At 51.6% G+C, this 21571-nt stretch carries 19 protein-coding genes; 11 read left to right on the plus strand and 8 right to left on the minus strand.

Annotated elements, in window-relative coordinates:
- The first annotated feature begins 18 nt into the window (after positions 1-18).
- Together M1D70_RS04830 and M1D70_RS04835 are read left to right on the plus strand one after the other, a co-directional pair.
- Entirely contained in the window at positions 19-1155 is a 1137-nt protein-coding gene (locus M1D70_RS04830) for a glycoside hydrolase family 88 protein (protein WP_456289273.1), read from the plus strand.
- Between the two features lie 102 nt (positions 1156-1257).
- Entirely contained in the window at positions 1258-3144 is a 1887-nt protein-coding gene (locus tag M1D70_RS04835) for a DUF2264 domain-containing protein (protein ID WP_456289274.1), read from the plus strand.
- A gap of 149 nt (positions 3145-3293) precedes the next feature.
- Here M1D70_RS04835 and M1D70_RS04840 read toward each other — a convergent pair whose 3' ends face one another.
- A complete protein-coding gene (locus M1D70_RS04840; RefSeq protein WP_456289275.1) occupies positions 3294-4001 on the minus strand; it encodes a stalk domain-containing protein in 708 nt (235 codons plus the stop codon).
- 292 nt (positions 4002-4293) lie between these two features.
- Here M1D70_RS04840 and ilvA point away from each other — a divergent pair, with 292 nt between their 5' ends.
- Positions 4294-5562, plus strand: a complete 1269-nt coding sequence (gene ilvA / locus M1D70_RS04845) for a threonine ammonia-lyase IlvA (RefSeq protein WP_009592278.1) — start codon at positions 4294-4296, stop codon at positions 5560-5562.
- 122 nt (positions 5563-5684) lie between these two features.
- Here ilvA and M1D70_RS04850 read toward each other — a convergent pair whose 3' ends face one another.
- From M1D70_RS04850 to M1D70_RS04860, 3 genes are all read right to left on the minus strand, one after another.
- Positions 5685-6617: a hypothetical protein gene (locus tag M1D70_RS04850; protein ID WP_456289276.1), complete on the minus strand. Its 933-nt coding sequence runs from the start codon at positions 6615-6617 to the stop codon at positions 5685-5687.
- A gap of 126 nt (positions 6618-6743) precedes the next feature.
- Positions 6744-7406, minus strand: coding sequence for a DUF1129 family protein (locus M1D70_RS04855; protein WP_456289277.1), 663 nt, complete (start codon positions 7404-7406; stop codon positions 6744-6746).
- A 2-nt stretch (positions 7407-7408) separates the two neighbouring features.
- Positions 7409-7744 carry a PadR family transcriptional regulator gene (locus tag M1D70_RS04860; protein WP_009592352.1) on the minus strand — a complete coding sequence of 112 codons (336 nt, stop codon included), beginning with the start codon at positions 7742-7744 and terminating at the stop codon, positions 7409-7411.
- A 267-nt stretch (positions 7745-8011) separates the two neighbouring features.
- Between M1D70_RS04860 and M1D70_RS04865 the strand changes: the two genes are divergently transcribed.
- The 6 genes from M1D70_RS04865 (at position 8012) to M1D70_RS04890 (ending at position 13792) form a co-directional block, all read left to right on the plus strand.
- Complete coding sequence (locus tag M1D70_RS04865; protein ID WP_456289278.1) at positions 8012-8266, plus strand: hypothetical protein; 255 nt, start codon at positions 8012-8014, stop codon at positions 8264-8266.
- A gap of 308 nt (positions 8267-8574) precedes the next feature.
- Positions 8575-9402, plus strand: coding sequence for an alpha/beta hydrolase (locus tag M1D70_RS04870; protein WP_009592308.1), 828 nt, complete (start codon positions 8575-8577; stop codon positions 9400-9402).
- A 77-nt stretch (positions 9403-9479) separates the two neighbouring features.
- A complete protein-coding gene (locus tag M1D70_RS04875) occupies positions 9480-10256 on the plus strand; it encodes a DODA-type extradiol aromatic ring-opening family dioxygenase (RefSeq protein WP_456289279.1) in 777 nt (258 codons plus the stop codon).
- Between the two features lie 279 nt (positions 10257-10535).
- Positions 10536-11276, plus strand: coding sequence for a hypothetical protein (locus M1D70_RS04880; protein ID WP_456289280.1), 741 nt, complete (start codon positions 10536-10538; stop codon positions 11274-11276).
- 225 nt (positions 11277-11501) lie between these two features.
- Positions 11502-11915 (plus strand): BlaI/MecI/CopY family transcriptional regulator, encoded by a 414-nt coding sequence (locus M1D70_RS04885; protein WP_009592353.1) that lies wholly within the window; start codon positions 11502-11504, stop codon positions 11913-11915.
- The gene (locus tag M1D70_RS04890; protein WP_456289281.1) at positions 11915-13792 is read left to right on the plus strand and encodes a M56 family metallopeptidase; all 1878 of its coding nucleotides are present in this window, start codon (positions 11915-11917) and stop codon (positions 13790-13792) included. The genes M1D70_RS04885 and M1D70_RS04890 overlap by 1 nt, the downstream gene beginning before the upstream one ends.
- A 1069-nt stretch (positions 13793-14861) precedes the next feature.
- Here the strand turns inward: M1D70_RS04890 and M1D70_RS04895 are convergent.
- From M1D70_RS04895 to M1D70_RS04910, 4 genes are all read right to left on the minus strand, one after another.
- Positions 14862-15401 carry a DoxX family protein gene (locus M1D70_RS04895; RefSeq protein ID WP_009592282.1) on the minus strand — a complete coding sequence of 180 codons (540 nt, stop codon included), beginning with the start codon at positions 15399-15401 and terminating at the stop codon, positions 14862-14864.
- 912 nt (positions 15402-16313) lie between these two features.
- The gene (locus M1D70_RS04900) at positions 16314-16838 is read right to left on the minus strand and encodes a DoxX family protein (protein ID WP_009592287.1); all 525 of its coding nucleotides are present in this window, start codon (positions 16836-16838) and stop codon (positions 16314-16316) included.
- A 260-nt stretch (positions 16839-17098) separates the two neighbouring features.
- On the minus strand, positions 17099-17635 hold the full coding sequence (locus M1D70_RS04905; protein WP_009592293.1) for a DoxX family protein: 537 nt from the start codon (positions 17633-17635) through the stop codon (positions 17099-17101).
- Positions 17636-17917: 282 nt separating this feature from the next.
- Positions 17918-18772 carry a LysR family transcriptional regulator gene (locus M1D70_RS04910; protein ID WP_145039091.1) on the minus strand — a complete coding sequence of 285 codons (855 nt, stop codon included), beginning with the start codon at positions 18770-18772 and terminating at the stop codon, positions 17918-17920.
- A 131-nt stretch (positions 18773-18903) separates the two neighbouring features.
- Here M1D70_RS04910 and M1D70_RS04915 point away from each other — a divergent pair, with 131 nt between their 5' ends.
- The gene (locus M1D70_RS04915) at positions 18904-19893 is read left to right on the plus strand and encodes a zinc-binding dehydrogenase (protein ID WP_456289282.1); all 990 of its coding nucleotides are present in this window, start codon (positions 18904-18906) and stop codon (positions 19891-19893) included.
- A gap of 340 nt (positions 19894-20233) precedes the next feature.
- The gene (locus M1D70_RS04920) at positions 20234-21367 is read left to right on the plus strand and encodes a DUF3048 domain-containing protein (RefSeq protein WP_456289283.1); all 1134 of its coding nucleotides are present in this window, start codon (positions 20234-20236) and stop codon (positions 21365-21367) included.
- Positions 21368-21571 lie beyond the last annotated feature (204 nt).

The raw sequence follows: 21571 nt of genomic DNA on the forward strand, positions 1-21571 counted from the left end.
ACAGAGGAGTGAAGAGGAATGAACACGGAGATTGCTTTGGATTGGCTGACGGAAGCCTGGGAGAAATCGCTTGCGAAGACGCAGCGGAACGTAGTACGGATCGGGGCGAGGTTTCCGCATGCCAGCCAGAATGGCGTCTACCAGCTGGAACCGCCGCATTGGTGGACGGCCGGCTTCTGGCCGGGCATGCTATGGCTTCTATACAACGACAGCGGGGTGGCGGAGCTTAGAACCACCGCCGAGCAGTGCGAGCTCATTCTGGATGACGTGCTGAACCAATATGTGCGTCTGGACCATGATCTCGGCTTCATGTGGACGCTGACCAGCATGGCGTCCTATAAGCTGACCGGCAGCGAAGAGTCCAAGGTGCGCGCGCTCAAGGCTGCCAACTACCTGGCTGCACGCTTCAACCTGAAGGGCCAATATATTCGAGCCTGGAATCCGTGGTCGGAAGGGGAGGATAACGCGGGTCTCGCCATTATCGATTGCGCCATGAATACGCCCCTGTTGTTCCTGGCGTCGCAGATTAGCGGCGATCCCCGCTACCGGCATATGGCCGAAGCGCATATGGATACGGTGGTCCGCGACTTCGTCCGGCCGGACGGTTCCGTCTATCACATCGTACGATACGATCCGGTTACCGGCGAACGTCTGGAAGGGATCGGCGGGCAGGGCTTTGCGCCGGAATCCGCCTGGTCCAGGGGAACGGCGTGGGCGATTTACGGCTTGACGCTTGCCTACCATCATACGGGCAAGTCGATCTACCTCGATACGGCCAAAACGGTGGCGCATTTCTTCCTGGCGAACCTGCCGGAAGACCATGTGCCGTTCTGGGACTTCCGCGCCCCGGACGAGGCCCGCATCTACCGGGATTCGTCCGCCGGTGCCTGCGCCGCCAGCGGGCTGCTGCTTCTGGCTGACCAGGTGGGGCCTGGACAGGCGGCCGTATACCGGACATCCGCGGTCCGGATTTTGGAATCGCTGTACCGGAATTACGGCACATGGGACAACGATGGCGAGGAAGGCTTGATTCTCCATGGGACCAGCCATTATCCGGAGGGCAAGAATATCGATGTGCCCCTGATTTACGGCGACTTTTTCTTTGTGGAGGGACTCGCGCGGCTGAGAGGGAAGGGGCCGTTTTACTGGGAATAACGGAGATTGGAGCGGCGCTCGGGAAGGAAATAGTGGAAGTAAGGCAAGGAAGAGGATAAGGGAATTAGAAGAAGCATTCCGGGAATGGAGTGAGAATGTTAGATGAGCATACAAGTTACTGGGAATCCCGAGGTAGGCTTGATCCATCCGGTTGCCCGGAATCCGCTGAGAACAAGACGGGACGTGCAGGAGGCGCTCTCGCAGCTGCTGGAGCCTTTAAGCAAATGCTACAGCGAGGGGCGCGCACGCTTAATCCTTGAGCGTTCGGGCGCCGATGCCTATGCCGATATTGCGGAGATGGAGGGTTTCTCTCGCGTCTTGTGGGGGCTCGTTCCCGCCGTTGCCCGCGGCTCCCATGACGAGCTGTGGGAGCTGTGCCTGCAAGGGATACGCGCAGGTACGGATCCGGCGCATGCGGAGTACTGGGGTAAGGTGAACGACTATGATCAGCGTCTCGTAGAGATGGCGGTATTCGGATTGGCCTTTGCCCTGATTCCGGACCGCATCTGGCAGCCGCTGAGCGAGAAGGAGAAGGCCAACCTCTATCAGTGGCTCGATCAAATCAACCATCATCCTTGCTATGATTGCAATTGGCTGTTCTTCCATGTTTTTGTCAACGTTGGTTTCCGCAAAGCAGGCCTACCATACGATGCCGGGCAGCTGGAGAGCAATCTCCAGCGCATTGAGGAATTCTATCTGGATGCAGGCTGGTATAGCGACGGGATCGGGGGGCACTGCGATTATTACGTGCCGTATGCTTTTCATTTCTATGGCTTGCTCTATGCGCAGCTGATGGGAGACGAAGATCCGGACCGCGCCGGGCGCTACAGGGAGCGGGCCGCGTCGTTTGCACGCGATTTCATCCACTGGTTTGCTCCCGACGGGGCGGCCGTTCCTTACGGACGCAGCTTGACGTACCGCTTTGCGCAGCCGGCCTTCTGGTCGGCTGCGGCTTATGCCGGGCTGGACGGGTTTAGTCCGGGCCAGCTGAAGGGACTGGTCCTTAGAAATCTCAGATGGTGGTTTCAGCAGCCTATATTCGACCGGGACGGCGTGTTGACGGTGGGTTACGCTTACCCGAACCGAATCATGTCGGAGAACTATAACGCGGCCGGTTCGGTGTACTGGTCGCTGAAGACGTTCCTGATCCTGGCTTTGCCGGATAGCCATCCGTTCTGGGCGGTAGAGGAGCAGGAGCAGGCGGAGCTAGAACGTATCTCGGTGCAGGAGCCTGCACATCTGGTGCTTTGCAGGGACCCGCAGACCGGCCATGTGGCTGCGTTCAATACGGGCCACCCGTCTACCAACGAGCATACGCATACTTCCGCCAAGTACGAGAAGTTTGTTTACTCTACCGCCTTTGCGTTCAGCGTGCCGAGGGCGGAATGGGGACTGGCCCAGGGGGCTTTCGATTCCATGCTTGCCCTTAGCGAGGGAGATCGGCTGTTCCGTGTCAAGCGCTTATGCGAGGAGACGCGGATTCAGGAGCATGTGCTGTATGCGAAATGGAAGCCGTGGAGAGACGTCGAGGTAAGGACCTGGATAGCGGCAGGGCTGCCATGGCATATTCGCATCCATCGGATCAGCACGGAACGAAACCTCGATGCTGCCGAAGGCGGGTTTGCTTTAGGCTTGGGATCTCTGGACAGCTCCCGTGCGGGAGATGGGGCAGCATCAGCTTCCGGCACCTTCGGCACGAGTGCCATCCACGGCATGCTCGGTTACGATACGGCAGAGCTCATCTATCCCCATGCCAATACCAATCTGCTGCGTCCCCGCACGGTGATTCCTACGCTGAGGACTGCACTCGAACCCGGAACCCATTGGCTCATAGCGGCCGTGCATGGCACCCCCAGCGCTCCCGACACTCCCGCCATTGAGGAGCCTTCCATGGAAGACGTGAAAGAAAGGCTGGGCGTCGAGATTTTGCAGTATCAAATTACAATCACCACGCAGACGGGGAAAGTCATCGTGATTCCGATGGACTAACAAGCGGGTGGTCTCACCCTAACATTGATGAAGCAGTGGTTTGTCCAGAGCTAATATAAATCATACAGATAGACAGGCGAAAGCCGGGGGTCATTGACCCCCGGCTTTCAATATCATGGCCTTCCGCCCGCGCGAATCATCGCAAGGACTTATTTTGTCAAATAGGAACTGGTCAGAGGAACAAACAGGGAAGTGCCCGGACCTTCATCAACGATCTCCACAAAAATAAAATCGGCAGCCGATACATCGACGTCTACGCCGACCAGGCCATCTTCTGTAGCCAGGGACACCTTTTTGAGCGTTGAGTTGTTGTGGTCCATAATTACGATTTCTTGCGCACCGCCTGTCACGGCTAGCTCAAGATGCAGTTTGGCATATTTTTTACCCGTCATGATCTGGAAGCTGTTGCCTTGTTTAGCCGAATCGGTATGTAAATAAACGTCTTTGTAATCCTTGCCTTTGTAAACCGTATCGCTGGAATCTTTGGTGTGCCAGGCCGATGTCCCCAATACGGAGGCTCCGAGCGAGCTTAATGATAACGGACTGGAGGTTTCGGATGGGGAGCCCTGATTGCCGCCAATCAGTACTGAAGAAGTTGCGCTGTCATAACGAATGTCGATATCCATCAGCTCGCCTACAGCTCGCACAGGCAAGTACGTCGTGCCGTTGTAAGTGATCGGCAGCACGGTTTTGCCGTTTGCGTCTTTCGGCGTTACCACGGTACCGTTTAACTTCAGGGAAATCTTGCTGTTCAAATAGGCTTTGATTGGTTCCAAAGCTGCCGACGCCATAGCGCCTGTACCGATCCCCAGCGTGAGTGTACCCGCCAATAACCCATACAATACTTTCTTCTTCATTAAAGTCACTCCCAAAATTTAGGTTAATTTTCATGCTTTATAGTATTAAAGTGTCAGAAGGAAGTCAACCCTCTTTAAAGGAAAGGTCCGATCCTTCTATCCATATCCGGGTTACCGAGTATCGGCTGTACATCCGGCTTATACTTGTTGCGATAATGACTCTTTTACGAAAGCTTGCCAGAAAAGGGCGGGATATTTTCATGAAAAGTGATACAATGATAGAAATACGTAAATAAGGGTAGCGGATGGATCAACGTTTACCTGGCAGCGAAGTGGGAGTGTGATCGAGAGAATGGAAGAGACGTATACGGCAAAACGGGCAGTCAGCATGGAGGACATCGTGCGCGCACACCACGTGCTTCGCGAAGTGATCGTACGCACGCCGCTGCAGCGGGATGCAGTACTGTCAGCCAAGTATGACTGCGAAGTGTATCTGAAGCGCGAGGACCTGCAGGTGGTTCGCTCCTTCAAGATCCGCGGCGCTTACAATATGATTCGCAGCTTGTCGGAGGAAGAACGCAGCAACGGCATTGTGTGCGCAAGCGCGGGCAACCACGCGCAAGGGGTGGCTTTCTCCTGCAACGCGTTGAATATCAAAGGCAAGATTTACATGCCGAGCACGACCCCGAACCAGAAGGTGAAGCAGGTGAAGCGTTTTGGCGGGGGCAGCGTCGAGGTCATTCTGACAGGGGATACCTTCGATGATGCATATGCCGAAGCGATTAAGGCATGCGACGAGTACGGCATGACCTTTATCCACCCGTTCGATGAAGCGAAGATCATCGCGGGCAACGGCACGATCGGGATGGAGGTTATGGAGGAGCTGGACGCGCCTGCCGACTATATGTTTGTCACCATCGGCGGCGGCGGTCTTGCGGCCGGTGTGGCAACCTACGTCAAAACCGTCAGCCCAACGACGCAAGTCATTGGCGTCGAACCGCTTGGGGCAGCGTCCATGATCGAGTCCAAGAAGCAGGGCGAAGTCGTCACCATGCATGAGATCGACAAATTCGTGGATGGCGCCGCCGTGAAACGCGTCGGGCAGCTGACGTATGATATCTGCTGCGAGTTGGTGGACGACATCGTGACGGTACCGGAAGGTAAGGCGTGCACCACCATCCTGGAGCTGTATAACGAGAATGCGATCGTTGTGGAGCCGGCGGGGTCGCTGGCCGTCGCGGCGCTGGATATGAACCGGGACCGGATTCGCGGGAAAACGGTCGTCTGCATCATCAGCGGCGGCAATAACGATATCGACCGGATGCAGGAAATCAAGGAGCGCTCCTTGATTTACGAAGGGTTGAAGCATTACTTCATGATCAACTTCCCGCAGCGCGCGGGGGCGCTCCGCGAATTTCTGGAAGAAGTGCTCGGTCCCGACGACGACATCGCGCGCTTCGAGTATACGAAGAAGCATAACAAGGAAGACGGACCTGCCCTGGTAGGCATCGAGCTCTTGAGGCCGGAGGATTACGGCCCGCTGGTGGAGCGGATGCAGCGCAAGGGACTGGATTACACGGAGCTGAATAAGAACATGAACCTGTTCAATCTGCTGATTTAAGAGGTACACGAAAGCACCATAAAAAGCCGGGTTCCCCTAACGGGAACTCCGGCTTTTCTAGTTATTTCATGTATGACCCTCTTGTGGTCCATGGCGTCACCCGCCATTAACGTCGGGATGGCTCAGTCAATCGGAACCGCCTTGGCACGGTACCGCTCCACTTCCTGGTTCAGCTTGTCTTTGTTGCTCTCCAGCACGTCGGACCAGGACTTGAGCTTTTTGAGAAGGGCGCTTTTGGAGACAGCGTCACTGTCTTTCAGTACTTTATCGAATGCTTGCCGTACTTCCGGGTCCAGCAGATTGTCCTCGTATTTGAACAGCGGCGTGTTGTTGTATCCGTAGTATAAACTAAGCTCGGTGAATCGAAGCTTCAGCTTCACGTCCGCAGTCCGATTGGATTTGGGATACGCGCTGATAAAGGCCTCTTGCGTTAGTCCCCGATCAATGGCCTCGCTCCATGGGATCACCAAAGCGGCATCACTGACGGCAGGCTTCTCGGATTCAACGACCATGATGTCGATATAGGCTTGAATATCCTTGTTGATATAAGGCTTGTAAGGCTTCAGCGTGGTATAGTCGATAATCGGGAAGATCACGCCCTCGGTCGTATACAGCCTGTAGCCGCTGTCGCGCAGGTTGATGAGCACCTTTCGGAGCGTTTCATCCTTGGTTTTGTTAATGGTGATGTTAATCGGCTCCCCGTATTTGTACAAGTTCATCAGTTTATCCTGAATGCCGATTTCGTACACCTTGTCGGTTTTTGCCGGGAGCGCATCATTCATCGCATTCTCCAGCTTAAGCACCAGCATGGTCGCCTGATACGCGGTCACGCTGCGGATATGCTTGGTGATGTAAGACTTGGCATAAGCCACGTCGGATTCCTTCAGCAGTTTATTGGCTTTGTTGTACACGGCATTGCCGAAGGCGGCAGCTTTGCTTGAAACTGCATTTGAGCCAGTTTGGGATGCGGGTGCTGCGCTAGCGATAACGCCGGTCTGGATCGATAGAATAAGTGCAAGGATGGCAGCAATCGCGGATTTTTTCGACTTTAACATGGTTTTTCCTCCCTTACCACACATTACCCTTATCCTATCATCTTCTATAGAACATTACTTTACAAAGAACGAAAAAATATTAAAGATTTTGTTATGCGACGCACGCGAATTCATGACGAGTTTGTATTATTTGCTCGAAAAAAGAAGCTTGGTCCCTGCGATTCCGATCAGGAATATGACGAGGCTGATCCATGGCGCAACCGTCAGTACCGGCAGCAGCCTTCCCAGCCACACCCCCGCTACCAATATCAATACCGTGATGGCGACATAAATCCCGATATTGCGAGCATTCACCTTGCGTTTGTCTGCGTCCGGCTTGAAGGTGTCGTTCTTCATCCATCTCAGCAATGCGTGGATCAGCACATAGGAACCGCCTGCGATCAGAATCAGGGTCGATAAACGTACCTGCGTCATGCGCTCGACCGGACCCCCGGCCCACATCGTGATGAACCCGACCAGAGCCTGAACGAAGAAAAACCAGGTTAAGGCCACCCACGGGATCATGAGATGGAATTGGAGGCTGCTGAGGCCTTTCATTTTTGGCAGCTGCTCGACCAGCTCCTTGCAATAGGATTCGGGATCGCTGCCGAATACCTCCTCGGCGCTTTTGCCTTTGGCTTGCGCGTCCAGCAGGTGCTGGGCGATTTCGAGCAGCAGCTCCTCGCCTTTTTGCTCCTGCACGGAGCTGCTGCGGATATAGACCACCATGTCTTGGTAATAGCTTAGGTTGTTCGAATTCATGGCATCCTGGAGTCGGTTGTTCTCTTTGATCATCTGTTTGGTATTCATCTTTACTGTCCTCCGCGGGTTAAAATGTGGTCCACACTATCTTTAAGCGTTCCCCAATGTTCCTTGAATTGTTGAAGAACCTGCCGGCCTTTATCGGTCAAATTGTAATATTTGCGTGGCGGTCCCCCGGCACCGGGGGCGGGCCTTAGGGTGCCTTCGATGAGCTGCTCTTTCTGCATGCGCAGCAGCAGGGGATAGATGCTGCCTTCGCTCACAAACGTCAGCCCGCTGTCTTCCAGCAGCGTGCTGAGCTCATAACCGTAAACCTCCCGATGCTCCATGAGCGAGAGGATGCAGCCTTCGAGAATGCCTTTTAGCATTTGACTTTGGGTGGTCATGAATGTGGGAATTCCTCCTTCAGGTATATTGCTATGCAAGGTAGTGAGGCGCATGGGGGCATGACTGCGAGTAGGCACGGTAGCAGACTACCTTGTTATGCAATATATGATAGCAGACAACATGCTTGCAATGCAAGGTAGTGCTGCTGAATCTTGTCACCTTCGTGAACAAGGTATAATTCTCCGGCTCCTATTTCACAATAATAAGCATTCTGAATCTATACACGACGCCCTGATCATTCAGGGACAAGAAGGAGGAGTTCTCAGATGAGCGCTAGCTTTTTTGACGATGAATTGCACGGAGGAGACGCTGTGCCGGCACAAGGGCAGGAGGTAATCGCAAGCAGCGGTGCTCCGGATGGTTCACCGGCCCAGCCTGAAGGAGGATTCGTCTCCGAGCGTGAGGACCATGATCGCTCCGCCGCATCCTTATGGGAGAACGATCCCGTCGGGAAGACCTGGATGAACGATTGGAGCGGGCGCGAAGAAACCCATGCGATGTTTCGCCAGAGCTACGAGTAAGGCTGGAGGTGCGGGCGTCAGCGGGATGAACGACTTGTCAAACAGATATCGCGTTAGTCCGTAATACAGCTAGAGGGCTGATCGGACCGATTCTTAACCCAGCCTTCATTGTTGGCTTAATCTCGCTGCATACCGCCATTTCAGCGTTCATCACACCGTCACACCCTTGTTCAGTTTGCGTTTGCCGGTGCTCAATTGCGTTGACAATCCATAATCACGATGCTAAGATAAGTTTAATTAATTCATATTAATCTTATCGGAATTATTAATATTATGATTACGGCGCGTTATCGCAAGGAGGAATCGGCATGGAGCGGCAAATTACAATCCGGCATAATCAAGAGGAACTTACGGCAACCATCCATTACCCATTGAAGGAATCGGCTCACGGAAGCCGATGCAATCGGGTCCCGCTGGTCATCATCTGCCATGGCTTTGTGGGAAGCCGGATCGGGGTGGATCGGTTGTTTGTCAAAACGGCGCGCGAGTTTGCCGAGGACGGGTACATGGTGATCCGGTTCGACTATATCGGATGCGGGGAAAGCTCGGGCAATTACGGCAGCGAAGGTCTCGACTCGATGATTGCCCAGACGCGTTCCGTTCTTGATTACGGACTCAGCTGCGCGGATGTCGATCCAACGCGGATCACGCTCCTCGGACATAGCTTGGGCGGCGCCGTCGCCCTGCAGACGGCCGTTCGAGATCGCCGGGTAAAGAATTTGATTCTGTGGTCCGCGGTAGGATACCCGTTCAACGATATCGTCAAAATCACCGGTCGCGACGTGTACGACACCTCGGTTAAGTCGGGATCCGCCGATTATTTGGGATACTCGTTTACCCCGGTCTTTTTCGATTCGCTGGCTCAGGGGCAGCCATTCCAGGAAGCCATCAAGTTTACGGGCAATGTGCTGGTCGTCCATGGTACCTCGGATGAGGTGATTCCGGTGGACTACGCTTTCCTGTTTCAAAAGGTGTTCTGGATGCGTCAGGAAGGCCGCTGCGATAAGGAGATTATCTTCCAGGCCGATCACACGTACTCAGCCGGACCCCAGCGCCAGCTGCTCCTTGAGCGGACGCGGGATTGGTTGAACGGGCAGGAGAACATTCAGCAGGAATGGCAGCACTGGATGATTTAAGGGAGTTATTTGGCATAATGGGCGATTTAACGGTACAATAGAGTTGTCCCTTGATTTTGAAGCTGGAGGTGGCATCGATGACGTTACCTGCTTTATTTATTGCCCATGGTTCGCCGATGATGGCCCTGGAGGACAACGAGTACACCCGCTTCCTTGAGCAGTTGGGGCGGGAGCTGCCTGCACCTAGAGGCATTGCGGTATTTTCAGCCCATTGGGACGATCCGGATCAACGGTTGACCGAGGACGCCGAGCATGGAACCATGCATGATTTTTACGGATTTCCGGAAGAGATGTACAAGATTACGTACCCTGCCCGAGGCAGTGCGGAGCTGGCAGCTCAGATCCGTCAGCGTTTTGAGGCAAAAAATCTGCACGCCAAAGCCATAACCGGCCGCGGACTGGACCATGGGGTATGGGTCATTCTGCGCAAAATGTACCCCGATGCGAATATCCCCGTGGTGGCCTTGTCCGTGGACTCCAAGCGCTCGCCAAGCGAACAATATTCCATCGGTGCGATGCTGTCCGATTTGCGTGATGAAGGCATTCTGATTATCGGCAGCGGCGGCTTGGTGCACAATCTGCGGATGGTGCATCAGAGTAATGAGCCCGATGCTTGGGCGGCTGAATTCGACGAATGGGTCGCGGAGCAGCTGTCGAATTGGGACCTGCACAATCTGTTTGCGTATGACAAAAAAGCGCCTCATGCCAGCGACGCCGTACCTTCCTACGGACGGGAGCATTTTGTTCCCTTGTTCTATGCGATGGGAGCTGCGGACAACGGCCGCAAGGCGAAGCGATTGTTTCAATCTTACCAATATGGCAGTTTGAGCCTGAACTGCTGGTCATTCGAATAATGAGAAGCCGAGCTTGGATCACAAGCTCGGCTTTTGTTGTGTTTGGGTGGTTTGAGCGCGTGAAACGCGCGAAACAAAAAAACACCCGCTATGCGGGTGCCGGAGAACAAGAACGCAGCGCCATAGGTCTTATATACAAGCCCATGCAGTCTGAAATAAGATTGCATGGTTTTTTTCTGCACAAACTCGAGTTGACATTATTGAACTACAGTTGTAGTATTGATTTGTAACTACAGATGTAGTTTATGAGTAAAGATTATAGGAGAGGAGCATTACCAAATGAAAGCAGCAACGAAAGTAGCAATCGCTACCCTAAGCAGCATTCTATTACTGGGTTCTTCCGCAAGCCATGCGGCGGAGGCACAATCCGTCAAGAAAGCCCAAGAATCCGCTGTTAAAAAAACAGCCAAAGCAGACAAGTCTATATCTGCAGAGGAAAAAAAGTTTATCGAAAAAGAGATCCAGAGAGTAAAGGAGTTAACCCAAGAGTCGGGGGATATGTATGTTGTGTATCATAAATACCCAAAGTTAAATAGCGGATTTGATATTAGCTATTGGGGAGGGGTGCATGAATTCACTACATACGAGGACTACTTGAAAAAAGCTTCAACCCTGAAAGGATCCATTCTGCAGCAGCCTGCGAACCTGCCAAAGGGATATAAGTTCTTAACAGCGGTCATTGAAGCTCCGATCGAAGGAAAGTTCGTTGATGAAGTAAGAGCTGAAGGCAAGAAGAGCGGAAAGCCCATCTACATGAAAAAGATAGATTGGAAAGAAGCGGCAACCATCCGTCTTAAATATACGAACGGAGAAGACACGCTGGGCTTTTCCAAGTATACGGCAGATTCGGCGGGAAGCAAGAAAAAAGGTTTCTTTAACGATAAGCTGCCGGCTCATGTTTTTCCAAAATACGTTTTTTGGAATGATGGCGGCAAATTTGAATACAGTATTTCACTAACCTCATTGGATATGTCCAGGAAACAGAAGATCGAGATTCTGAAAGCAGCGGTGCAAAAATAACTTCTGCGTCAGCTATAGGTCTTGCGGACAAGCCCATACAGCTCTAGAAATCGGATGGCATGAGTTCTTTTGCAGATCAACATTACCACAAGCGATACAAGTATACGGCATGTAGCGAAACCAAGAATTTTCTTGACCCAACATGTTGACATTATTAAACTACAATCGTAGCATTAACATAACTACACATGTAGTTTGACTGAATTAACATTGGAGGTTTCATGCATGAATCATCAAATACCACCGATTACGGATGCAGAACTGGAAATTATGCGCGTATTGTGGGCAAATCCGGACTGCCCTTCCAGCGAGGTCGTAAAGAAAATGACGGATCTGATGGGGTGGAACCCCAATACAACCCGGACGCTCCTCAGTCGTCTGGTGCAGAAGGAAGCAGCGGGTGCGAAACTGGAAAAGGGTTCAAAGCGCAACCAACTATTTTATCCGATCATCAGCGAGCAGGAGTATCTGCAGTCTGAAACCAAATCCTTCATGAAAAAACTTTATGGGGGGGCCTTAAAGCCAATGCTGGCCAACTTTTTGCAGGATAAAAAACTGAATGCGCAAGAAATCGAGGATCTGAAAGCTTTGTTTGACGAGAACAGCAGCGACGGGGAAGCAGAAAAGAGAGAGCCCTGATGAGTCATACATTGCATGAAAATTTATTGTTGTTTTTCGGCTGGGTCATTCGCGGATCGTTCATGGCCGGCATCATGATCGTCCTCGTCCTGATCCTGCAATTTCTACTAAAAAACAAGATTGAAGCCAGATGGAGATACTGGCTTTGGTTTCCTGTGGCCATTCGCTTGCTGCTCCCTTGGGCCCCGGAATCTTCGCTTAGCCTATACAATGTTTTGTCTCTGGAGGCTCTAGTGCCCGGCATTCATCAACAAACTCAAGCTCCACCGCTTTGGAATGAAACGGGGAGAATAAGCGAAGCGGTGGTTCGCGCTGAGGGTTCTTTAAATCTGGAAGCAGGCGGAACTTCGGAAGTACCTGCTCCATCCCTTGATTCAGGACCCGTGAAGGAGAGCCGTTTTTGGTGGAATGGGTTCAAGCAAATAGGTTTCACCAATATATTGATGTCGGTTTGGCTTGCGGGCGTGCTGATTCTTGCCGCGAAAACGGTCTACGACCAGCTTCGATTGAAACAAGCCCTGCGCGCGGGCCGAAAAATGGATACGCCTTTTTTATCGGCAGTGTTTCACGAGACGAAACAGCAATTAGGCGTGAAGCGAAACGTGCAGTTTGTCGCCAGCGAGCGAATTCCAGGACCTGCCGTCGTCGGTTATAGTAAGCCGGCGATCGTCATTTCGCCAAGCCTGCTCATCACATTGAAACAGGAGCAGCTTCAATATATTCTTGCGCATGAGTTCGCGCATATTCAGCGGCGGGATGTGGCAGTGAACTGGTTGGTGCATATCATCCTGATCATCCACTGGTTTAATCCGTTATTATGGCTAGCCGTACATAAAGCTAGGCAAGACCAGGAGATGGCTTGCGATGCATGCGTCTTGGATCGGATGAGCCCGCAGCAAAGCAATGCATACGGACAAACGATCCTCCATGTGTTGGAGCATTTTTCAGGATACCAACGCCAGCCGGGGCTTGCCGGCCTGTCCGCCACGCATAAACAAATGAAAAGGAGACTGAAAATGATTAAACATTTCAACAAAAAATCCTACCGCCTGTCCATTTTGGGACTGGGAATGATTCTCGCGCTTGGCAGCGTGACGTTGGTTAATGCAAAGGAAAGCAATGCGGGGAACGTACCGCAAAAAGCTCCAGTTCAATCGGAACAGGATTCGAAAGCTGCAGTGAATCATGATCAGGATATGATTTATCCCGATGGGGATATAGACCGCGAGCTTTACAAGAAAGAACTGGAACAGGCCCAGAAAAAAGCAGCAGCCGCAGCCAAGGCTCTAACTCCAGAGGAAAAGAAGTATATCGAAGATGAGACCAATCGAGTGAAGAAACTAAGTAAAGAGACAGGTGATATGTACGTTCTGTATCATAAATATAAGGATCTTAACAGCGGATTCGACCTGAGTTATTGGGGAGGGATAGAAAAATTCTCTGCTTACGAGGACTACCTGAAAAGAGCTTCCACGCTGGAAGGTTCCATCCTGGAGCAGCCTGCCAACCTGCCGGAAGGATATAAGTTTGCCAAAGCGAGAATTGAAGGTCCAACCGAAGGAAAGTTCCTTGATGATGTAAGGGCCGAAGGCAAGAAGAGCGGAAAACCCGTCTACGCGAAAAAGATAGACTGGAAAGAGGCGGCAACCATCCGTCTTGAATATACGAACGGAAAAGACACGTTGGCTATTTCTAAATATATGTTGGACTCAGAAGGAATTAAGAAAAAAGGTTTCTTTGAGGATGACTTACCGGCGGATATCTATCCAAAATATGTTTTTTGGCATGAAGGGGGCTTCGAATACAGCATTTCAACCACATGGGATATGTCCAAGGAACAGAAGGTCGAAATTCTGAAAGCAGCGGTGCAAAAATAACATTTTGAGCAAGCTATTATTCGCGATAGGCCCATGCAGTCCTGTAAAAAGGATTGCATGGGTTCTTTTGTTGATCATGATTTTTCTGGAGTCCGAAAGAAGAGAATCCAAACTGGGAAGGAATATATGATCAACTTGCTTTTCTGGATTGAAAACGGCAAGTCATTTAGCATCACAACCGATCCGGGACATCCGTTGACGAATGAAGACCTGATCCCCATGATTCGAATGCCAAAAATGCGATTACATGAAAAAGCTTGGCTTTCCAGGCAGCGCTCTAAAGAGAGCTCGTAGGCTCCCAAGTTGTATGTCACACGAGTTACGGCCTGGCCGTACCGGACCTCAAATCCGCTATTTTTGCTTTTTGCTCGCAATTGAGGGATCTATCGGACACACGATCCGTTAAATTGCGGATATAGCGTAAAATGAAGGCCAAATTCGGAGAATAACGGATCTCTGGTCCGTTAGTGTTAAAGAAACGGTGGTTTTGGTCAAAATAAGGTCCGCTGAGTCCGCTAAAATGGTAAGTAGCTAGTTAGTGCCGTATAAATTAACGTTCGAACGTAAGCACAACGCCCGAACGTATGTTAAAGCTCGAACGTAAGCCAAAGCTTGAAAGTAAGCCAAGGCTCGAACGTATGCCAAGGCTCGAACGTATGCCAAAGTGTAAGCCCAACGCCCGAACGTATGTTAAAGCTCAAACTTATGCTAAAGCTCAAACTTATGCTAAGGCTCGAACGTACGCCAAAGCTTAAAAGTAAGCGAAAGCTCCAGCCGTATGCCAAAGCTCAGACGTATGCCAAGCATGAGCAGCATGCCAAAACACAAGCAGATGTCAAAACACAAGCAGTATGTCAAAACACAAGCAGTATGTCAAAACACAAGCAGTATGTCAAAACACAAGCAGTATGTCAAAACACAAGCAGTATGTCAAAACCTAAACGTATGCTAAAACACGAGGTGGTATACCGAAACCCAACGTGCAACAACAAAAACCGCCCGGCTTGATAGCTCAAGTCGGGCGGTTTAATCAATAGGTTAGATTGTTTAGTTTCAGTTGATTACTATGTTATGCGGTTTGTTTTTTGAAAGGTGTGTGGGTGGTGCCGTCGCCTTTGGTGGTTCTGTGCGTCATTTTGTTCCACAGGCCGCGGAGGTAAGGGAGAACCCAATGGTCGAGACCGATTTTACCGGCGTTAGCAGCAGCGACGATGATCAGCACTTCAAGCAGTAACATTTGGGCGTTGGTGCTCACGGTGCCCGAGAAGAGGAACGCGGCGTTCATCACAAGACCCATCAGAGCAGCGAAGGTGGTGAAGGTACCGAGGATCAGTCCGACACCGACGAGGAACTCACCGAGCGGGATGATGAAGTTGAAGAGCTTCACGCCCGGCAGTGCGGCGTGCTCCAGGAACGCTGCCCACCAGCCTTGGACGGCGGGGTGATCGCCGGCTGCTTTGGCAATCGCGCCTTGCAGGAAGCCGCCTGCTTCGAATCCGCCCGTCAATTTGCCCCAGCCAGCCGTCATCCATTCATACCCGATGTAGACCCGGATGAATGTTAGTAACCACATTGCCACTTTGTTTGTTCTCAGCCAATTGTTAAACATATAAACCACTCCTTAAATGAGTTTTTAATTTTTTGGATTCACATAATTGCTTTGTTTCTAATGTCGATGTTGTTTGTTCATGTTGCCTTGGGAAGTGATCACCTTCTCTATGTCTTTATTATAAGTGAAAAAAATCACAATATATGTGATTTAAATCACATTCGTGATAAAAATCATAAAAAAACTTTACATTCGTGAGTTGGCAGGGGGAAGTGATAGGTGAAAAGGGGTGGGGAGAACGTGGGAAGCAGTACGCAAATGGCTGCCGCAATAGAATAAGCAAAAGAGCTCAAACAGCAAGAAGTATACGCACATCCAATATCAATTAGCAGAGCATAAGTAAGTTTTACGCATAAAGCCAGCAAGTAATAAGTGAAGCAATATGCAGTAGACATAAACCGGTAAGTGATAAGAAAAAGCTGCATGGAGTAGGCATATATCCAGTAAATGATATGCAAAATAGGAAGTGGTAAATGCAAAACCAGCAAGCGGAGTAGTAAATCTCAGCGAAAACTCAGCTAGCTGTTAGCAGTAAGCGTAAAAAAGTACCTAGTACCTGGAGCGATTAGATAATGCGAACGCATTGGGAGATGCCATTTCCCTGGACCCTGAGGCTCGTCGTGAATTTATTACTAAGCATAACTGTTTATAAAACACGGATGACCGGTACCGATGGCCGCGGTCACCCGATGGTTTATTGATAAGGCAAGCAGAAAGAGTGCGAATAGAGGAGAACCATTCAAATCGTACTGTTAGGAAGAAGAAACGAGATGGATTTAGCTATGGGACGGGGGAACCAGGCACGAATTTAACTGACGAGAAGCGTAAGACCGGATACGACCAAATACGATACAGCTTGAGAATACTTTAAATTACTTTTTAATTCTATTTTACTCCCGTATTCCTTATAAATCAGACTGCCTGATTCTGCAGAGGGGAGGAGTCGTTGCTGACTTTCGCCTTGCGCGTGAATTTATTCTGAAGATAAGGCATGAGCCAACGGTCGATGCCGATCTTACCGCTGTTGGCCGCTGAGAGGATGATCAGGAATTCGAGCAGCAGGAGCTGACCATTGATGCTGATCGAACCGGAAAAGAGGAACGCCGAGTTCATCACCAGCCCCATTAGCGCAGCGAACACGGTGAACGAGCCGAGGATCAGGCCGAGCCCGACGAGGAATTCGCCCAGCGGAATGATGACGTTGAACCATTTGACCCCGGGGAGCGCGGCATGCTTGAGGAATACGGCCCACCAATCTTGAACCGCGGGATTCTCGCCGGTGGACTTGGCGATGGCTCCCTGCATAAATCCGCTCGCATCGAAGCCTCCCGTTAACTTGCCCCAGCCAGCCGATAACCACTTATACCCGACGTACACCCGAATGACCGTCAGCAGCCACATCGCGATTTTGCTGGATTGCAACCATTGAATAAACATCAACACCACTCCTCCAATGAATAATCATTCTCTTTTTTGTTTTCAGATTTTTGCAAATTTGAAATTCATAAGCACGACGGAAGCCGAAAAAACAGCAACGATCTATATAATGTCGCATCATCACAAATTATTCATATTTGCAAAAATCTGTATTTAAATACAGTATTCGCATAGACTGTGATTTGGCATAGGTTCTTGGCATGGAAAAAAGACGATGGAGAACCGGAGTTCTCCACCGTCTTGCATGGATCGTTACGAAGTTAAGCTGTTCGTTTTTTCAGATGAGTCGTCGGCGCTTTAGGCTCATGATCGCGGTGCGTCATTTTGTTCCACAGGCCGCGGAGGTAAGGGAGAACCCAATGGTCGAGACCGATTTTACCGGCGTTGGCAGCAGCGACGATGATCAGCACTTCAAGCAGCAGCATTTGGGCGTTGGTGCTCACGGTGCCCGAGAAGAGGAACGCGGCGTTCATCACAAGTCCCATCAGAGCAGCGAAGGTGGTGAAAGTACCGAGGATCAGTCCGACACCGACGAGGAACTCACCAAGCGGGATGATGAAGTTGAAGAGCTTCACGCCCGGCAGTGCTGCGTGCTCCAGGAACGCTGCCCACCAGCCTTGGACGGCGGGGTGATCGCCGGCTGCTTTGGCAATCGCGCCTTGCAGGAATCCGCCTGCTTCGAATCCGCCCGTCAATTTGCCCCAACCTGCCGTCATCCATTCATACCCGATGTAGACCCGGATGAATGTCAGTAACCACATTGCCACTTTGTTTGTTCTCAGCCAATTGTTAAACATATAAACCACTCCTTAAATGAGTTTTAATTTTTTGGATTAACATGTTGTTTTTGATGTCGATGATGTGTGTTCTTGTTGCCTTGGGAAGTGATCACCTTCTCTATGTCTTTATTATAAGTGAAAATATTCACAATACACGTGATAAATATCACAAAGTTGTGAACATTCAATCTAATCCTCCCATTGACTAGATTAGTCAATCGTTTTCGTTTTCGGGAGTGCAGGGATTCTCTCGCTGTGGTCATTCGATCCGATGTGCCCGCTTTGAGGGTCAAACTTCAATCATTTTTGATTCTCCGGCTCAAGAAAAGCTCGAAGGGCGCTGCTCAGTGGCACGTCGCGGTGATAGATAAAATACACCACGACCTCGCGGTAGGACTCCGGCAGTGTCATGGCTGCAATGTTTTTCTCGTTGGAAAGCGAAACGGCATTGGACCTTGGGAGAAGCGCTACGCCGAGACCCGAAGCAACCCCGCCTAACACGGCTTCGAGCGAACCGAACTCTATGATTTGCGGATGTTGAACGCCAGCTTCGGCCAGCAGGCGCTCCACTCTGGATCGGTGAGTGCAGCCTGTCGACAAAATAAGCATCGGCTTCTGCAACTGCTCCTGCTGGCTTGCCGCTCCGGCTTCGGAGATGAGTACCAGTTCCTCATTATACGAAGGAATCTGTTTCAGCATAGGGTGCGTCAAAGGTCCGTACACGAAAGCGCCGTCCAGTTCGCGGTCCAGCACTTGCTGCATCAGCACGCTGGAGTTGCCCGTGGTGAGGGACAGGCTGACCTCGGGGTGACGGGCATAATAGTCGGCCAGGCGTCCTGGCAGATATGCAGCGGCGGTGGATTCAATCGCACCGATTCGTAGCGGTCCCCGCGGCGTATCCTCAGCCTGTACGGATTTCTCCGCTTCATCCAGCAAATTTAAAATTTGACGCGTGTATCCAAGCAGGCGCTCGCCGGCAGGGGTCAGATCCATCCCTCGATTGCTTCGGATAAACAGGGCCGTCTGGAGCCTGTCCTCCAGCTGGCGGATCCGGCCCGTGACGTTGGAGGGAACATACTGCAGGCGTTGGGCCGCCCGCGTAATGCTGCCTTCCTCCGCTACTGCGCGGAATATCCGTAAATCTCCGCTTTCCATTAGTCTCACCATCCTGACTTCATTCTGACTGAATGCCATATTCAATACTACTCATTTTACATGCTCCGAGGCGATCTATACAATTGAACCTAACATGGCCTACACAAGCCGGAAGAAGGGGAGAGATTCATGTGAAAGCAGCCATTCATCGCGGCCGGAGCGGACTGGACGGACTTCGGGTCGGCAATATGGAATCGAAACAACCGGGTCCTGGTGAGATCCGGGTCCGTCTAAAGACGGCCGGACTCAATCACCGCGATCTGTTTCTGATGAAGGGACGTCATGCGGCGGATGCACCGCTCATTCTGGGCTCAGACGGCGCAGGCATCATTGATGACGTAGGTGAAGGAGTGGGGGGTCTGACGGTCGGCACGGAAGTCATCATCCATCCGACGATCGGTTGGGATAACACTGAAGAGGTCCCGGTGGTGCCGCAGATCCTGGGCGGACCCACGGACGGTACGTTTGCTGAAACGGTCGTCATCCCAGCGGACAATGCCTTCAGAAAGCCGACATACCTGACATGGGAGGAAGCGGGAGTACTGCCTTTATCCGCGCTAACGGCCTACCGTGCGCTGTTTACAAGGGCGCATATCAAGCCTGGCGAGCATGTGCTTATACCAGGTATAGGAGGCGGGGTTGCAACCTACGCCATGCTCATGGCCCAGAATGCGGGGGCTGTCGTCAGCGTCACTTCCCGAAGCCAAGCCAAGCTCGAAGAAGCGCGGCGCTATTCTGTGCATAGGGCTTTTTCGAGCGGCGGGGATTGGAACGAAGAGCTGCAAGGGGAGAAGGTGGACGTGATTCTGGATAGTATCGGTCCGGCAACCTTTCCCCAATACCTGGAAGTGATCAAGCCGAATGGGCGGATCGTCAGCTTTGGGGCCAGCTCCGGCGACGCGGTCGAGGTTCCGCTGAGGGCTTTATTTTTTCCGCAGCTGTCCTGGATCGGTACGTCGATGGGGAGCCGCGAGGAGTTCGGAGAGATGCTTCGGTTCATGGAGGAGCACACCATTGCGCCCCTGATCGACCGGATGTACCCGCTGGATGAGATTCTGGATGCGTTCCGGCGGATGACGGCGGGCGAGCAGTTTGGCAATATTGGTTTGCGGATCGGATGACACGCATCTCGTTTCTCTTCTGATACTTTTAAAGCTAAATAAATGGATGGAAGCAGGAAGTCTCTTAAAGGCATACGCACTATACGTATGCCTTCTAAGAGACTTTTTTATGTCACAAACCGGGCCATTAAGAACCTCACCATGGTTTGAGTTGGAACTGCTGCCAAGGCCATGCTGTCAAGGTGATTCATTAAAGGATAGTATCTCTTCTATATACAGACAAAGCGCGGATTTTGTGATTAAATGTAAATTAAAGTTGAAACGCCGGTTGGAAATTACGGGTAAATGGTCTGGAAATTTAGGGTAATAAGTAATGGGAGCGTTCATAGGGGGAAACGATATGTTTAGCAAAGGGTCTTTGTCTTTCCGAAAATATGCGTGGAGGACAAGCTTATTGTCCATGGCGGCAGTATTGCTGCTGTCCGGTTGCAGCGGCGGTAAGCAGCAGGCTGAGCCAACGCCGGCACCAGTGGTGGAGGCTCCGGTCGAGCAGCCGGTCGAAGTGCCCCAGGAGGAAACCTCTTCTCCGTATAAGGCACCTCTGACGGGATTGCCGTTAGAAGCGTCACTGACGCAGCGTCCGCTGGCCGTTATGATCAATAACGCACCGGCTGCTAGGCCGCAGTCGGGTCTGAGTCAAGCGGACATGGTGTACGAAGTGCTGGCGGAGGGAGGTATCACGCGGCTGATCGGCATCTTCCAAAGCCAGAGCGACATTAAGAAAATCGGGCCGATTCGGAGCATTCGACCGTATCTGATCAATCTTGGCGAGAGCTACGGCGGCGTTCTGGTGCATGCGGGAGGAAGCCCGGAAGCCTACAGCATCATTCAAAAGCAAGGCAAGCAGGACATGGACGAGATCGGGAATGCAGGCGCCTACTTCTGGAGGGCCAAGGACCGCAAAGCGCCGCATAATCTGTATTCCAGCGACGAGAAGCTCCGTGAAGGAGCGGCCAAGCTGGATTACGGCAACGACGTGAAGGTGCCAGAGTATTCGTTCTATCCGGAGGCGATCGCTGCAAGCGCCGATGGCGAAGAGGGCACTGAACCGGTTGAGGTTGTTTCCGGGGAGGCTGCAGAGAAGGTGGAAATCAAATTTTTATTGGACAGCTATGTCGTGGATTATCAGTATGACGGTTCCTCCAACACGTACAAACGGTCGATCAACGGATCGCCGCATGTGGATCTCAACGATAACGTTCAGCTGGAGGCCGCGAATGTGATCGTGCTGGGGGCGGACCATAAGGTGCTGGATGACGTGGGCCGGCTAGCCGTGAACGTGGAAGCGGGCGGGGAAGCGATGCTGTTCCAGCGCGGGGAAGTCATCAAGGGGCAGTGGGTACGCGCTGCGGGTGATGCGATCCGTTTCGTCAAGGACGGCAAGGAAGTGCCGCTGGTTCCGGGAACGACATATTTCAACATTGTGCCCAACACGCCTTCTTTTGAAAGCCACGTCACGATCTCGAATCCCTAGAATTCGAGGCAGCGAATCAGGCCTGCCGTTTCGGGATAATTTGCACGCATACGGAGATGTTAATAGGCAAGGGAATTGAAGGGATATCCATGCATCTTCTGTTTTGTTAGTTCCTTACATTTTTGAGTGTTACTTTTCTATACACACCCTGCCATGGATGTGATAAGATAGTCAAGGTTGTCTATCTTTTCAGGGCGTTCGCGG

It is taken from the genome of Paenibacillus sp. AK002 (assembly GCF_053903045.1).